Source organism: Bacillus pfraonensis (assembly GCF_050768835.1).
Taxonomy (GTDB): Bacteria; Bacillota; Bacilli; order Bacillales; family Bacillaceae_G; genus Bacillus_A; species Bacillus_A pfraonensis.
Genome location: NZ_JAHCDO010000004.1, coordinates 99,471 through 113,951, shown reverse-complemented (window position 1 = coordinate 113,951; position 14,481 = coordinate 99,471). Strand labels below are relative to the sequence as shown.

General features: G+C 32.2%; 15 protein-coding genes, 2 pseudogenes, 1 riboswitch and 1 other annotated feature. Of the genes and pseudogenes, 11 read left to right on the top strand and 6 right to left on the bottom strand.

Features of this window, described 5'->3' with window-relative positions; genetic code table 11:
* Window positions 1-13: 13 nt before the first annotated feature.
* Window positions 14-694 carry an aspartate/glutamate racemase family protein gene (locus KFD70_RS05240; RefSeq protein ID WP_336451125.1) on the bottom strand — a complete coding sequence of 227 codons (681 nt, stop codon included), beginning with the start codon at window positions 692-694 and terminating at the stop codon, window positions 14-16.
* Window positions 695-849: 155 nt separating this feature from the next.
* A riboswitch (SAM riboswitch) is annotated at window positions 850-967 on the top strand.
* Between the two features lie 138 nt (window positions 968-1,105).
* Between KFD70_RS05240 and KFD70_RS05235 the strand changes: the two genes are divergently transcribed.
* The 5 genes from KFD70_RS05235 (at window position 1,106) to KFD70_RS05215 (ending at window position 5,848) form a co-directional block, all read left to right on the top strand.
* Window positions 1,106-1,654, top strand: a complete 549-nt coding sequence (locus tag KFD70_RS05235; RefSeq protein ID WP_336451124.1) for an ECF-type riboflavin transporter substrate-binding protein — start codon at window positions 1,106-1,108, stop codon at window positions 1,652-1,654.
* A 10-nt stretch (window positions 1,655-1,664) separates the two neighbouring features.
* Complete coding sequence (locus tag KFD70_RS05230) at window positions 1,665-3,365, top strand: ABC transporter ATP-binding protein (protein WP_336451123.1); 1,701 nt, start codon at window positions 1,665-1,667, stop codon at window positions 3,363-3,365.
* Entirely contained in the window at window positions 3,358-4,185 is an 828-nt protein-coding gene (locus KFD70_RS05225; RefSeq protein ID WP_336451122.1) for an energy-coupling factor transporter transmembrane component T family protein, read from the top strand. The genes KFD70_RS05230 and KFD70_RS05225 overlap by 8 nt, the downstream gene beginning before the upstream one ends.
* 162 nt (window positions 4,186-4,347) lie before the next feature.
* The gene (locus KFD70_RS05220; RefSeq protein WP_336451121.1) at window positions 4,348-4,455 is read left to right on the top strand and encodes a YjcZ family sporulation protein; all 108 of its coding nucleotides are present in this window, start codon (window positions 4,348-4,350) and stop codon (window positions 4,453-4,455) included.
* A gap of 598 nt (window positions 4,456-5,053) precedes the next feature.
* Entirely contained in the window at window positions 5,054-5,848 is a 795-nt protein-coding gene (locus KFD70_RS05215; RefSeq protein WP_336451120.1) for an alpha/beta fold hydrolase, read from the top strand.
* A 125-nt stretch (window positions 5,849-5,973) separates the two neighbouring features.
* Here the strand turns inward: KFD70_RS05215 and KFD70_RS05210 are convergent, their stop codons facing one another.
* Complete coding sequence (locus tag KFD70_RS05210) at window positions 5,974-7,230, bottom strand: ATP-binding protein (protein ID WP_336451119.1); 1,257 nt, start codon at window positions 7,228-7,230, stop codon at window positions 5,974-5,976.
* 135 nt (window positions 7,231-7,365) lie between these two features.
* The gene (locus KFD70_RS05205) at window positions 7,366-7,539 is read right to left on the bottom strand and encodes a hypothetical protein (RefSeq protein WP_420792330.1); all 174 of its coding nucleotides are present in this window, start codon (window positions 7,537-7,539) and stop codon (window positions 7,366-7,368) included.
* A 128-nt stretch (window positions 7,540-7,667) separates the two neighbouring features.
* On the opposite strand from KFD70_RS05205, the gene KFD70_RS05200 reads away from it, so the two are divergent.
* Complete coding sequence (locus tag KFD70_RS05200; RefSeq protein WP_336451118.1) at window positions 7,668-8,183, top strand: GrpB family protein; 516 nt, start codon at window positions 7,668-7,670, stop codon at window positions 8,181-8,183.
* Between the two features lie 93 nt (window positions 8,184-8,276).
* Here KFD70_RS05200 and KFD70_RS05195 read toward each other — a convergent pair whose 3' ends face one another.
* Window positions 8,277-8,600, bottom strand: a complete 324-nt coding sequence (locus KFD70_RS05195; RefSeq protein WP_336451117.1) for a hypothetical protein — start codon at window positions 8,598-8,600, stop codon at window positions 8,277-8,279.
* Window positions 8,601-8,902: 302 nt separating this feature from the next.
* Window positions 8,903-9,058, bottom strand: coding sequence for a hypothetical protein (locus KFD70_RS05190; RefSeq protein WP_174099851.1), 156 nt, complete (start codon window positions 9,056-9,058; stop codon window positions 8,903-8,905).
* A gap of 329 nt (window positions 9,059-9,387) precedes the next feature.
* Between KFD70_RS05190 and KFD70_RS05185 the strand changes: the two genes are divergently transcribed.
* Both KFD70_RS05185 and speD read left to right on the top strand, forming a co-directional pair.
* Window positions 9,388-9,513 (top strand): hypothetical protein, encoded by a 126-nt coding sequence (locus tag KFD70_RS05185; protein ID WP_277818617.1) that lies wholly within the window; start codon window positions 9,388-9,390, stop codon window positions 9,511-9,513.
* 358 nt (window positions 9,514-9,871) lie between these two features.
* On the top strand, window positions 9,872-10,738 hold the full coding sequence (gene speD, locus KFD70_RS05180; protein ID WP_336451116.1) for an adenosylmethionine decarboxylase: 867 nt from the start codon (window positions 9,872-9,874) through the stop codon (window positions 10,736-10,738).
* Window positions 10,739-10,913: 175 nt separating this feature from the next.
* Here speD and KFD70_RS05175 read toward each other — a convergent pair.
* Window positions 10,914-11,344: pseudogene (locus KFD70_RS05175) on the bottom strand (cell wall hydrolase).
* Between the two features lie 217 nt (window positions 11,345-11,561).
* On the opposite strand from KFD70_RS05175, the pseudogene KFD70_RS05170 reads away from it, so the two are divergent.
* The 3 genes and pseudogenes from KFD70_RS05170 to KFD70_RS05160 form a co-directional block, all read left to right on the top strand.
* Window positions 11,562-11,693: pseudogene (locus KFD70_RS05170) on the top strand (oxidoreductase); the annotation flags it as partial.
* 62 nt (window positions 11,694-11,755) lie between these two features.
* Window positions 11,756-12,013: a binding site (T-box leader), on the top strand.
* 83 nt (window positions 12,014-12,096) lie between these two features.
* Window positions 12,097-13,341, top strand: a complete 1,245-nt coding sequence (locus tag KFD70_RS05165) for an MFS transporter (RefSeq protein WP_336451115.1) — start codon at window positions 12,097-12,099, stop codon at window positions 13,339-13,341.
* 371 nt (window positions 13,342-13,712) lie between these two features.
* A complete protein-coding gene (locus KFD70_RS05160) occupies window positions 13,713-14,450 on the top strand; it encodes a YrrS family protein (protein ID WP_336451114.1) in 738 nt (245 codons plus the stop codon).
* Window positions 14,451-14,481 lie beyond the last annotated feature (31 nt).

Here is a 14,481-nt window from a genome sequence, read left to right as displayed (position 1 = left end):
CTTCTTTTCTTGATTAGCCAGCGAATTGCACTGCAATTTTGGCATGTAAAAAAGCAGTATCAAATACAGGGATAGAAAGATCTTGTTGTGAAATGAGTAACGGTATTTCTGTGCATCCTAATAAAATTCCTTCTGCCCCGTTTTTAATGAGATTTTGAACAATTTGTAAGAAACGGTCTTTGGATTGCTTTAAAATAATACCTTTACTTAACTCTTGGAGAATGACATGATGAATGAAATTTCGTTCATCTTCTTTGGGAATAATTGTTTCAATACCATAATTAGCTAGTCTCGTTTTATAAAAATCTTGTTCCATTGTTTGTTTTGTTCCAAGCAAACCAATCCGCTTCACATCATGTTCAACAATTTCTTCAGCGCTTACATCGCCAATATGAAGAAGTGGGATAGAGATTGCTTTTTCTACTTCTTCCGCAAATTGGTGTACTGTATTTGAACACATAAGTATACAATCTGCACCGGAGTGTTCTACTTTTTTAGCTACTTGAACGAGTTGGTTTTGCACTTCTTCATATTGTTGATTTTGTAGTAAATTCGTCACTTCGCCAAAATCCATGCTATATAGAACAAGCTTTGCATTATGATTATACTGAGATAAAGTTAGTGTATTAATATGTTTATAATAAAGAGATGTTGATTCCCAGCTTAATCCACCAATTAACCCAATTACTTTCATGTCTCATTCCCCCTGTTAACCTGTTTTGTTATTAATTATTCCATAATTCCGATAAGAATACAATGATTTATTTGTCATTTTATATAAAAATAAAAATAGTGAGAATAATATTGAAATTAATTCACGTTAGTGCAATAATACAAATTACAAACGAATACTTATCCAGAGAGGTGGAGGGAACGGCCCTATGAAACCTCAGCAACCCCTATTTATTCATAGAAATAGGAAGGTGCTAATTCCACAAAAGACATATTGTCTTTTGAAAGATAAGAGGATCATATATCCATACGCAAATGACCTCTTCTATAAGAGGTCATTTTTTATTGGGGAGAAAGGAAGTGAAGATGAATAATTCCATTTTCTTTTACATATAGGACTAATATAAGCTAACTAGAATGAGGGGGAATTCATATGAACAAATTATCTACAAAATTAGTCGTAGCAATTGGAATTGGTTCTGCAATATATGGGGTATTAGGTCTATGGGGACTTTCAATTGCCCCAAATACATTTATAAAACCAGCTCTGGCCATATTAACAATTTTTGGTGCGATTTTCGGACCATTTGCAGGACTTTTGATTGGTCTTATCGGTCATACAGTGACAGATACTATCGCTGGATGGGGAATATGGTGGGGATGGGTACTTAGCTCAGGCATTATTGGATTTACGATGGGACTTGTACAAAAACGAGCAAGTTTCAGTGTGGAAAATGGAACATTCGGTAATCGAGATATTTCATATTTTGCTGTAACAGGTTTACTTGGGATTGTTATTGGAATTATATTTGCCGGCGCTTTCGATATTATCGTGATGGGAGAGCCTTTAGATAAAATTATTATTCAAGTACTTGGTGCAACGATTGCAGATGTCCTTGTTTTCTTAATCCTTGGTTTACCAATTACACTTGGATTAGCGAAAGCAAATAAAAAACATACACATTTAAAAATTGAAAAGTAGGGATAGCACAATGAAGCCGATTATTTCCTTTGAACAATTTACATTTCAATATCAACAAGTGACAGAACCTACTTTAAAGAATATCACACTTCATATTTATCCAGGTGAAAAAGTATTGATTGCTGGTCGAAGTGGATCAGGAAAATCTACATTGGCCCATTGTATAAATGGGCTGATCCCTTTTTCATATGAGGGATCAAGTACTGGGAACATTTCAATATGTGGTAAGGATCCACGAAAAAGTAGTATTTTTGAGCAAAGTAAGCTTGTAGGAACTATTTTGCAAGATCAAGATTCCCAGTTTATTGGGTTAACTGTAGGGGAAGATGTTGCATTTTCGTTAGAAAATGATTGCGTAGAACAGGAGGAAATGAAGGCGGTTGTTATGGACTCTTTACAGAAAGTACAGATGCATAGATTTCACTCACGAAGCCCACATGAATTATCTGGTGGTCAAAAACAAACTGTCTCTCTTGCTGGGCTACTAACGACGGATGCTGACATATTACTATTTGATGAGCCATTAGCAAATCTAGACCCAATAAGTAGTTTAAAAGCAGTAGAACTTATTCAAAAGGTACATCAACAATTAAATAAAACAATCGTTATTATTGAGCATAGAATAGAAGAGATATTAAAATTAGACTTAGATAAAATTATATTAATAGATGAAGGGAATATTGTAGCAATCGATTCACCAAAAAAGATTTTACAAGCAAACATTTTACAAAGTATAGGGTTAAGAGAACCTATATATATTGAAGTGTTAAAAAATCTAAAAATGAATATTTTAGATGAAGAAATTTATCCAATTGAAACTTTAAATAATGAGGAGTTAAATAAAACGATAAAGCAATGGATGATGAGTTCTACTGCTTCTAAAAAACAATGTAAAAAAGAAGTCTTATGTCAAATAGAAAATCTCTCATTTTCATATTCCCACAAAAATTTCACATTAAAGGACATAACACTCTCTATACGAAGAGGAGAAATATTAGCATTATTAGGTCATAATGGTGCAGGCAAATCTACATTTGCACATTTATTAACTGGAATGAACACAGCACAGGAAGGGAAAATTGTACTTGATAATGATAATATAACTTCATGGTCTATTCGGAAACGTGGAGAAGTGATATCTTACGTCATGCAAAATCCTAATCATATGATTACACAATCTACTGTTTGGGATGAAGTTGCTTTTTCATTAAAATTACAGAAGGTTTCTAAGGCAGAAATACATAAACGAGTGGAAGATGCGTTGCAAATTTGTGGGTTATATCCATTTCGAAATTGGCCGATTCAAGCGTTAAGCTACGGGCAAAAAAAGAGGCTTACCATTGCATCAGTTTTAACAACGAATCCGAAGCTCATCATCTTAGACGAGCCAACAGCAGGACAAGATTATTTTCATTATGAACAATTTATGTCTTGTATAAGTGTATTAGCGGCAAAAGGAATATCATTTATCTTTATTACACATGATATGAACCTAGCTTTAGAATATGCAGACCGTGCAGTTGTTCTTCATCAAGGAAAAATACTTGCCGATGATACAGTTCCAATCGTATTAGCAAATAGCCAAGTATTACAACAAGCTAACTTACAGGAAAGTTCGTTAACAACATTAGCAAAATTGAGCAAAATCCCCTTTCCAGAAGTTTTTGTACAAATGTATATGGAGGCAAAAAGGAGGGGAGATTATGAGTAAATCAGATTTATTTTATATAGATAATCATACATATTTTCATCGTATGGACGGCGCAATTAAATTGTTGTTATTTATAATTTGGATGACTCTTACATTTATATTTTTTGATTTTCGTATTTTATTATGCTTATTTTTCATTGGTTGTTTAGGGTTAGTGATTGCTAAAATCCCTTTGAAAAAAGTTGTCATTATATTTAGTGTCATTTTCACATTTAGTATGCTAAATTCGGTTATGATTTTATTGATTACACCAACCCATGGATCTGAGTTGACTGGTACAAGTACAGCATTCTTGCATATTGGATACGCTACCATTACATTCGAAACGCTTTTTTATGCTCTTACGCTTTCGTTAAAGTATTTTACGTTATTACCATTTACACTTATTTTTATATACACGACACATCCAAGTGAGTTTGCTAGCAGCTTATATAAAATTGGTTTACCGTATAAGATTGCCTATGCAATAAACATTGCACTCCGTTACATACCGAATATACAAGCGGAATACAAATTGATTAAACAGGCTCAAGAAGCAAGAGGTGTACCATTTGAAAGAGGAGAGGCGAATTTTTTGGAACGTATTAAAAACCGGGTACTCATTTTTGGGCCACTTGTTATTCAATCTTTAGAGCGAATCGATACCGTTTCAAATGCGATGGATTTACGAGGATTCGGAAAAAAAGAGAAACGAACATGGTATTTTACAACAAAGGCAAAACAAGAGGACTATATAGGACTCATTATTGGTATTATAATTTTATCACTTGCCATTTATTTGAAATTCAACGTTTTCAAAGGGTTTTGGTATCCATTGTAAGTTTCTCGATGTTATTCAGATAAAATTTAGGCACTCGCGGAGTGCTTTTTTTAATTTATCCAAGACATGCTCCAAATTTACATAGATACATACTGTATAATACGAACCCGTTAATAAACGATTAATTACCCATTAGTTTTATTACTAAAAGGAGGAGAAAATATGAGTCATGTTGGTTCTTGCGGTTTTGGCGGAGGATTTGCTTTATTAGTTGTTTTATTTATTTTATTAATTATTGTTGGATGCAGCTGCTGGGGCGGAGGGTATTAAAAAACAAACGATTTTTTAATCATTCGTCGCAGAATCATGTAATCAGAAAAACTATTAAAGATACTTCTTTAGTATCAATACGAGATTCAACATGAAAAAGGAGCTATCATGCTCCTTTTTTCAATAGAAATTTTCTAGAGTTTTGAATTTTTTTGTGTACCGATGATTGATTCTTACTCAATGAGATGAAGTATATGCCAAATAAGATTAAAAGGAGTGATATTCATTTTCTATGTAATTTATTCTAAATAGTTGCCAGAATAGAAAAAAAGAAGTGCCACATAATAACGGAAATGAGTGAAAAAGCACATCATCAAGTGTACTGTAAGAAGTTATTTATTTTTCTGTCTAAATAAATGAAAAAATAAAAACTTGACGGACAACTAAATTCATTTTTTAAAATAAAAATCAGTTTCAACGTTATCAGGAATGTATAACAGAATATCATCGACAGCTTACGGCTAGTAAATTAGAAAGGAATTAATAACAAAAGGAGAATACTCATGTACTAAAATTAATTTTTAGTATGCATCATTTTTAGAGATATTTTTCTAAAAATGAGTTGGGATGATTTTAGATTGTTGAGGTGATTACATATATGCCAATGTTGGATGTGGACGGTAGTAGTCTGTATTATATCGTTAAAGGAAAAGGGGTTCCTATTGTTTTTATCCATCCTCCTGTACTTACTTGTGAGAATTTTGAGTACCAAATAGAGGAATTATCCCAAAATTTTAAAGTGATTACTTTTGATATTAGAGGGCATGGAAGGAGTCAGTATTCAAAACAACCGATAACCTATCCACTGATTGCTGAAGACATTAGATGTTTGTTGGATCATTTGGAGATCAAAAAAGCATTTGTATGTGGATATTCGACTGGAAGCTCTGTCGCATTAGAATTTTTATTGGCTTTTGCTGAAAGAGCGTTAGGGGGTATTCTAATTGGGGGGATGTCAGAAGTGAGGGATGGATATCTAAAGAATAAGATTTCACTTGGCGTGAAACTTGCGAAAGTGGGAGCGATTTCATTTTTAGCATGGTCTATTTCATGGGGCAATTCAAATACACATAAATTGTTCAAAAAGATGTTTAAAGAAGCACGAAAAGGGAATGCCAAAAATATTTGGCAATATTATCGTTATAGTTTGCACTATAATTGTACGAATCAGCTTAGAAATATTCAGCTTCCGGTTTTGTTAGTTTATGGTAAGAAAGATAAGGTATTTTATAGCCATGCGAAATTACTGCATGGAAAATTACCATGTAATGAATTAAAATTTATTGATAATGCAAAGCATCAAATTCCTACAAAAGCAGCGAAATGTTTAAATGAAATGATTCAGCAGTTTGTTTTTATTCATACCGAGATGAGACTTTTTCCACACTCATAAAGATGGATGAATATTAAGGTTTTTATATAACTAATTTATGCAAAATCTTATAAAAGCATAGCTTTTTATATAAGGGAAAATAAAAAGGAGCATAGGAGCTCCTTTTAAATCAAGATGTTATTTTATTAAGCAACCTCATTATTTTGTGGAAATGTAATCGTTAAAGTCGTTCCTTTATTAACAATACTCTTTATATCTAAAGTACCGTTCATCGTTTCAATGATTTTTACTGCAACCATCGTACCTAAACCTGTTCCTTTTGTTTTTGTGCTAAAATATGGTTCGCCAAATCGATTTATTTGTTCTGGCGTCATACCAATTCCACTATCCTTAATAACAATCGTAACTTTGTTTTCAAAAACCGATGATTGAACACGAAGTTTCCCGCCATTTGGCATTGCTTCAATGCTATTTTTTATCAAGTTTAAAAAGCATTGTTGAAAATGCTGTGTATTCCCAATAATGGATCCTGTTACTAATTCTTCAGAAACATTTATAGAATTCATATTACATAATGGCATCATCATACTTATTACTCTTTTTAATTCTTGATCTATTATAATGTTATCAACTTTTTGTGATGCAGGCTTAGCGAATGTTAAGTAATCATCAATGATAACTTGTGCACGGTTTAACTCTCCCAGAATATGTTCAATATACTGTTCTCGCGACTCTTGTGATAAATCTGGTGTTTTCAGGAGCTGAGTAAATCCTTTTACTACAGTAAGAGGATTTCTAACTTCATGCGAAATACTTGCAGCAAGTTGACTCACAATCTCCATTTTCTCCATTTTTACTAATTTAGATCTCATCATAAAGGCATCTCTTAAAACTTCATTCATATATACAACAAATAACATGATAATAGGGGGCAGTATAATAAAATAAGTAATATATGGCTGTGTAATTGGAAAATCCGATAAAATTACAGCGATAAATGTTGTAAGTAAAGCAAGAGAAAAAGGTAAAAATATTGACATAATGAGTTTTTTTCTTCTATTTAATTGATTAAATTTAGAAGAGGCAAGAGCAGTAAAAATTAGCATTGCAATATAAACAATAACTGTTAAAAAGTTCACACCATAAAAAACAAACCGAATTAATAACATGATAGTTAATAAAGCGATTCCAACCGGTAATCCACCATAAAGTGTACCTATGAAAAATGGAATTTGTCTTAAATCATGAACGCAATTTTCATCAATATATATAGGGTATTTCATACATAAAATTAACGGTATACTCGTGCAGATTACAATAAGGGTTTTTTTGTATTTTTTGAAAAACATCCCGTTATCATATATAAAATAAAAAACAAAGACGCTACTTAAAATGTAAAGCAAATTATTTAATACGTTTTGATTGATGTACATAAAATTCATCTAGCATGCCTCATTATTGTAGTTTTCAATACTAATAAGTATTATACAGAAAAAATGTAACTTCTTCATTATTAATTATTTTACTACAATGAGAATGTTTGTTACGAGTAAATCCCTATGCTAAATAAAACTCTTTCACTTGCGTATAGCGTTGATTTTTTTTTCAATACCGAAGTAAATATTCGCTGAATCTCGCTGATCGAACACTGCAACTACTCTACCAAGTCTTACAAGCCAATCGAAACCTTGATATTCCTTTAATTGAAAAGGGGCATCATCTAAATGAATTGTTATCGGAATTTCGTTCATTTTACGCCTCTTATTTTATATAATTAAATTAAACATTGATATATTCGAGAGTGATGCAGAATGTCCTATTTTGATTAATAAAAAAGATAGCTTATAAACTTAGATTACGAGTATAAAAGGAGGAAGAGATGGATAAAGAAATAATCATTGAACCGTATAATTTAAATTGGCATACAGAATTTTTGAAAGAGAAAGAGAAATTTATCGCATTACTAGAAAAGGACATCTTAGAGATTGAACATATTGGAAGTACGTCAGTAGAAGGATTAGACGCGAAACCGCTCATTGATATGATGATAGGTGTTAAAGATTTAAAAGTAGTTGATGATTGGATAGAACCAATGCAAACAATAGGATATGAATATGTATTTCATAAACATTTTCCACAGAGACGTTTTTTTAGAAAAGGGAAATGGAGAGCAGGTACACATCATTTACACGTCTATACGTATGGTGGTGAAGAGTGGAAGAACAATTTATTATTCCGTGATTTTATGAGAAATCATGAATGGGCACGTATGGAATATAAACAATTAAAACAAGAGCTTGCCATGAAGTACCCATTTGATCGAGTGTCGTATACAAATGGAAAATCTCCATATATTGAAAAGATTATTTCGTTAGCAGAAGAAACATTAGATTAAATTACTTAAATATAACCTCGTATTTATTTGTCAATAAGTAAGAGATTTCCGCGGTTCGTTAATAGAAATCTCTTACTCCAAAATAAGATTTGTTCAATGATCTGTATACGTCATCCATCCACTCTCTGATCGCTTTGCTTTAAATTTACCGTAAGATAAAAGCTTCATTGCTGAACGTATAGCTGTGTAGAAGACTAAGATTCCGATCCACTCATCTTCCATTTCACTAGGATAATGCGCGGACTGATGAGCATAATAAGCAGCCATGATACAAGGGACCACTTGCTCCGAATCAAATCCATATGCAGTTGCATCATCGATAATTAAGTCAATAATGCGTTGGTTTCTATCTTTAACTTCTTTCTGAATTAACTTGCTAACTGCTTCTGGTACTAACTTTGATATTTCATTTTTCATTACAGTCACCTCATTCTTTATCATGTCCAAATAGTTTGGAAAGATATTGAATACATTGTGTTAAATGGGATGAAATTCGAATCTTCATTGCGCAGGCTGAAAGAAGCTTACATCTAGCGTGTAAGCTTCTTGAATTAATTTTATTCTGTTTCTAGTCATAAAAATCGCTTCTTCCATCAGTAATTGGTACTCAAGCAGTAACCGCCAATGGAAGAGAGATAATCATACACTCGTTATTTTTGACAAACGATATCAATGAAAATTAATTAGAAATAAAAAAACAGGAGAAATCCAGGGGTTTTTTATTTGTTCTTCGGTCTTTCAGCGCGAAGAACAGCGTCATTCGTTGGTGTGTTAGGTACAAAATTACCATGGCTGTCGATGCTATGTGCTTCTTTATCGTATTGTCCGTTGGCATTACGCTTCTTTGTTGTAAACGGGTTTTGATTGTGTCCCATGATTGTCACCTCCAATAATCATAGTATGCACCAACAAGCAAGTGTTTTGCCAAAAAGAAATTTCATAAAAAGTGGAAAATGGTTATAGACCTCATCAATCGATTCATAGTGCATTAGACGAAAGAGATTAAAACAATGAACAAAACATATACTTTTTATGAATCATTCCTAATGCCGAAGACAGTAGATAACAACTTAATTTATTTTATAAGATAATAAAATCTAACTAAAATTCTCAATAATATGAGACTATATTTACGAAATAATCTGTATGAAATAGTTCCTTCTGTACAAAATAGGTACGAACGTTAATAAGAGGGGGATAAATGATGACGAATCGGAATGATAATCGCAAGCGTAAAGATCAACATCTGAATAATCTAAAAAACGATACTGAATTCTCAAAAGATGTGAATATTAGAAGTGAAGTAACAAAAAAAGATTTAAACAAATAAAGTTTAAATTGAGACTAATTATACAGGTTGACACAGTATCTAATTAGTCTTGATCACAAAGAAAATGAAAAGATGTACAGGTTAACATAAACTCGTACATCTTTTCATTTTTGGTTAATCTAGTCACAATGGTTTCTTGATTCAAATTCTATATTGTTGTTATTCTAAATTTCATTTACCGTATTTTTACAATAAAAAATATTCAATTCAATTAATTGTCAGTCGTGAATTAGAAATAACTAATATATTTCAAGTAATTCTAATTCAAAAGAGCATGCATGAAAAAGTTGTAGTATGGAATTATATTGCGTAAAGGATTTATCAAATATTATTCAACAGCAGAATGGGGAATTTTATCATGAAACTAACACCAGAGCAACGGATTCAATTACATGGATTTAATAACCTTACAAAATCATTAAGTTTTAACATGTATGATATTTGCTATACAAAAACAAAAGAGGAACGAGAAGCTTATATAGAATACATAGATGAACAATATAATGCAGACAGATTAACTAAGATTTTGAAAAATGTCTCGGATATTATAGGAGCGCATGTATTAAATATCGCTAAACAAGACTATGTACCACAAGGCGCAAGCGTAACTATATTAGTATCAGAAGGCCCAGTGGTAGAAGTGCCAACTGAATCATTCACCGAATCTCCTGGACCTCTTCCAGATTCCGTTGTCATGCAGTTAGATAAAAGTCATATAACGGTTCATACGTATCCTGAATATCACCCAGACGAAGGTATTAGCACTTTTAGAGCTGATATTGATGTGGCTACATGCGGTGAAATCTCACCTCTTAAAGCGTTAAATTATCTAATTCACTCATTTGATACAGATATTATGACAATTGATTATCGTGTTAGGGGCTTTACAAGAGATATAACAGGTAACAAATTATTTATCGATCACGAAATAAGTTCTATACAAAATTACATTCCAAATAACGTGAAAAGCCTCTACGATATGATTGATGTCAATGTTTATCAAGAACATATCTTTCATACAAAATGTAAACTAAAAGAATTTGATTTGAACAACTATCTATTTGGATATACACAAGAAAAATTATCGGTAAAAGAACAAGAGGAAATTACTCAAAAGTTAAAAACAGAAATGGATGAAATATTTTACGGAAAAAACATGAATCATGGATTAATTGAGGAAGTTCTGAATGATCATTCTTTTCCGGAAAATACAAATAACTCCTAGGTCCATTTAGAAATTAATTATGGAATGTCCAAAAGAAAAAGCCTTGCTAGCAAGGCTTTTTCTTTTGGCTAACTTTTGAAAGAGAAGAGGAAGTTAAAAATGTTTTAAAGTTATATTCATTTCTATAAGCCTCATTATTTGTAGTAAATCTTTGAAACACTAATAAAATAAACACTTATTTTCCAGCATATACTTTTGGACAATCTGCTTGCGTTGGTTGATAGAAACAATGCTCCTTGTATTGTCCTGCTAATGTCTGATTCCACCAAACGGGCGGACAATTTCCTGCGGGATTAAAAAACCAAAGGGAATTGGTTGCGGGATGCCCTCTCCAATATTCCAGACATTTTCTTGCTAGCTCTTTGTCAATTTCTCTTGCACGTTGATAAAAATATCCTTTTGTCACGGCTTCGAATGAATAACTTCCACCTTGTTGTTGATACACCATTTGCTCAATATTTGTAATTCCTTTAAAGTCTAAGCAATTGCACATTACTCTGTTCACACCGACATTTCCAACATCCCTTGTTGTCCTTCGCCTTCTGCTTCTGCTCTCATTAGACGAGCTAACAAGTTCACATCAGTTTCTGTGTACGCAATTCTCATTCATATCCCTCCATTCTCTTCATAAATATATGTAAAGAGAATAAAAAACACGAATTAAAGTTTGTGCAAAACAGGCAATTTCACGCACCGTATTTATATAAAAAATAAAATAATCCAAATTAACAAACCTATGTAAACAGCCTGTTTCCGTGAATATCAATTCTTTGTATAGTTATTATTTTGTATTTTTCATTACAAAGGTATTGAAAGAAATAACTTAATTTTTTGTCCAATGCCATTAAGAAAAACGATGGATATATTTTTTACAATTTTTCCATTTGTTTATAAAAAATTAATGCGATCTGTTTGTCGTGTTACTCGTAAGGCAAAAGTATTACAAAACCAATAATCTGATTATTTTCATTATTTTGCATTTACAGCGATGAGAAATTATGTTAATATGTTAAAAAATTACATGCGATGAAGAGAAGAGTAAATAAAGTAAATTCTTCACAGAGAGCTCCGTTAGCTGAAAAGGAGCAAGAATTCCTTATTGAACCAAGCCTCTGAGCATCACATCGGAACCTATGAAAAAAGGGGATGGTGTGGCGGGAGCTCCCGTTATAGAGCTAAGGTATAAGCATTTCAGAATGCCGTACCTGATAAGATTAATATGGTGACATATTAATAAACTGGGGTGGCACCGCGATGATAAATCTCGCCCCCAAGACTTTAACGTCTTGGGGGTGGGATTTTTTTATTGGACAAATAAAAAAACGTTAAAAATATTTTATTAGCAGGGTGGTAATGAGATGAAAAAAATATTAGAATCGTGGAAATATCCAACACTTTTATTGTCTGGGATCGGCATTGCAAATCTTGGTGCATGGGTTTATTTAATCGCTCTAAATATTGTTGTTTATAACATGGGAGGTTCGCCATTAGCGGTAGCTGCATTATACGTCATTAAGCCATTGGCTAAGTTATTTACAAATGGGTGGGCAGGTAGCATGATAGATCGTTTAAATAAACGTAAATTAATGATTCATCTTGATATATATCGTGCAGTATTCATTGCTGTATTACCCTTACTTCCATCTATTTGGCTCATTTATGTGATAGTTTTCTTTATAAGTATGGCTAGTGCGATATATGAGCCAACAGCTATGACATATATGACAAAATTGATTCCACCAGAGCAAAGGCAACGTTTTAATTCACTTCGTAGTTTAATAGTCTCTGGAGCATCTCTCATTGGACCTGCAATAGCGGGGATGCTTTTAATGACCAGCACACCAGGATTTACGATATATATGAATGCTATCGCTGTATTTGTATCAGGTTTAATTACATTACTTATGCCTAACCTAGAGAAGGAAAACTTTTTTGATGTATCCAATAGTAAATTGTCTCTTACATTATTAAAAAAAGATTGGCATACTGTTTTAAATTTTAGTAGGCAACACGTATACATTGTATTAATCTACTTTTTATTTCATGGAATGATGGTATTAGCTGCAGCGATGGATTCACTTGAATTATCTTTTTCTAAAGAAATTCTTTCATTATCAGATAGTCACTATGGATTTCTAGTAAGTATTGCTGGTATTGGCTTTGTAGCCGGAGCTCTAGTAAACACCGTTTTTACAAATAAATTAGCTATTTCATTTTTAATTGGTATCGGAGCATTATGCATCTCGATTGGATATATCGTGTATGCTTTCTCAAATCATTTCTTAATGGCAGCTATCGGTTTCTTTATCCTTTCCTTTTCCATGGCCTTTGCAAATACGGGATTTTATACATTTTATCAAAATAATATACCTGTAGATATGATGGGGAGAGTCGGAAGTATGTATGAATTACTTATTGCGATTCTAACCATTCTTACAACTATAGTTTTTGGAGTTGCTACTCACTTCATTTCCATACAAGTAGTGGTTATTGTAGGAGCATTTGTAATGTTATTAATAACCATCGTGTTATGTGCATTTAATTTATTACCATCGAAAACGAAATTATATTCAGGACGGTCATTGGATTCTAAAGAAATTTAATTTTTTTCATATTGAAGTTAGTAAGAGTGTAAAAATATAAAAAGATGTGCGTACTAAAATGCACGTCTTTTTATATTCAATTGTTAAATGTTTTTATAAAAATAGTAAAAACATTCTAGCTTAACATTAATTTATTATTGAAATTCTGAATATTAAAATGTAATATAGAAAAGCATGTTTAATAATGTACTAATTAAAAAACGTATTTACAATAGAGGTTTATGTAAGTGATGAGGGGGAAAGAGGAACGACTATACATATGGAATTTTAAAGTTTATCGGCATCAAAAATATGAAAATAAACTTACTAGAGTCTAAAGTAAAGAAAACAACATACAGTTTCACTGTAACAGTTATATGGAGGTTTCAGGAATGGGAAATGAAAGTAGGTTTCGAGAAAAACAACAAAATCGTCGACAGCGAGGCGTTGTGAATATTGGATTAAGTTTAGTATTATTGGCGGTTAGCATGGTATCTTATCAGTTATTTTTTACTGATCAAACAAAAGGAAAAGAGCGTCCAGAAGAAAAGAAAGTAGCCCAACAAGCATCTGAAGAGGCGAAAAACAAAAAAATAGAGGAACAAAAAACAAAACAATCCGAAAAAGATGCATCAAAAGAACAAATAAACAAAGAAGTTGAAAAACAAAAATTAACAGAGCAACAAAATCAAGAAACAGAAAGCTTAAAAATAAAGGAAACAGAAAAACAGAACAATGAAAATCAAGTAAAAAAACAAGAAGAACAAAAGAATTATAGAATGGAAGAACAGAAGGCCAATAAAGAAGTAACAAATAAAAATCAACTGGACAAAAATACAGATCAAACAGAACAAAATAAGCAATGGGAACCAATTGGTACAGAACAAGGGACAAAGCCTGCCATGCAATTTAAAGAGGGAACGACAGATTGGAATGAGATGAAAAAGGCAATTTCTTACGCTGTTAATGTTCCTGAGTCACAACTCATTTATGATTTTATTGGAAATAATGGAACGAATAAAGCATATGGAAATGTGCGAGATAAGCAAAGCAATAAAAAATATAAAGTATATATTGATTGGGTGGAAAACAAGGGGTGGAAACCAGTATCAGTTCAGGCTATAAAATGATCATACTTACAGGTAGTCTACATAAGATTAG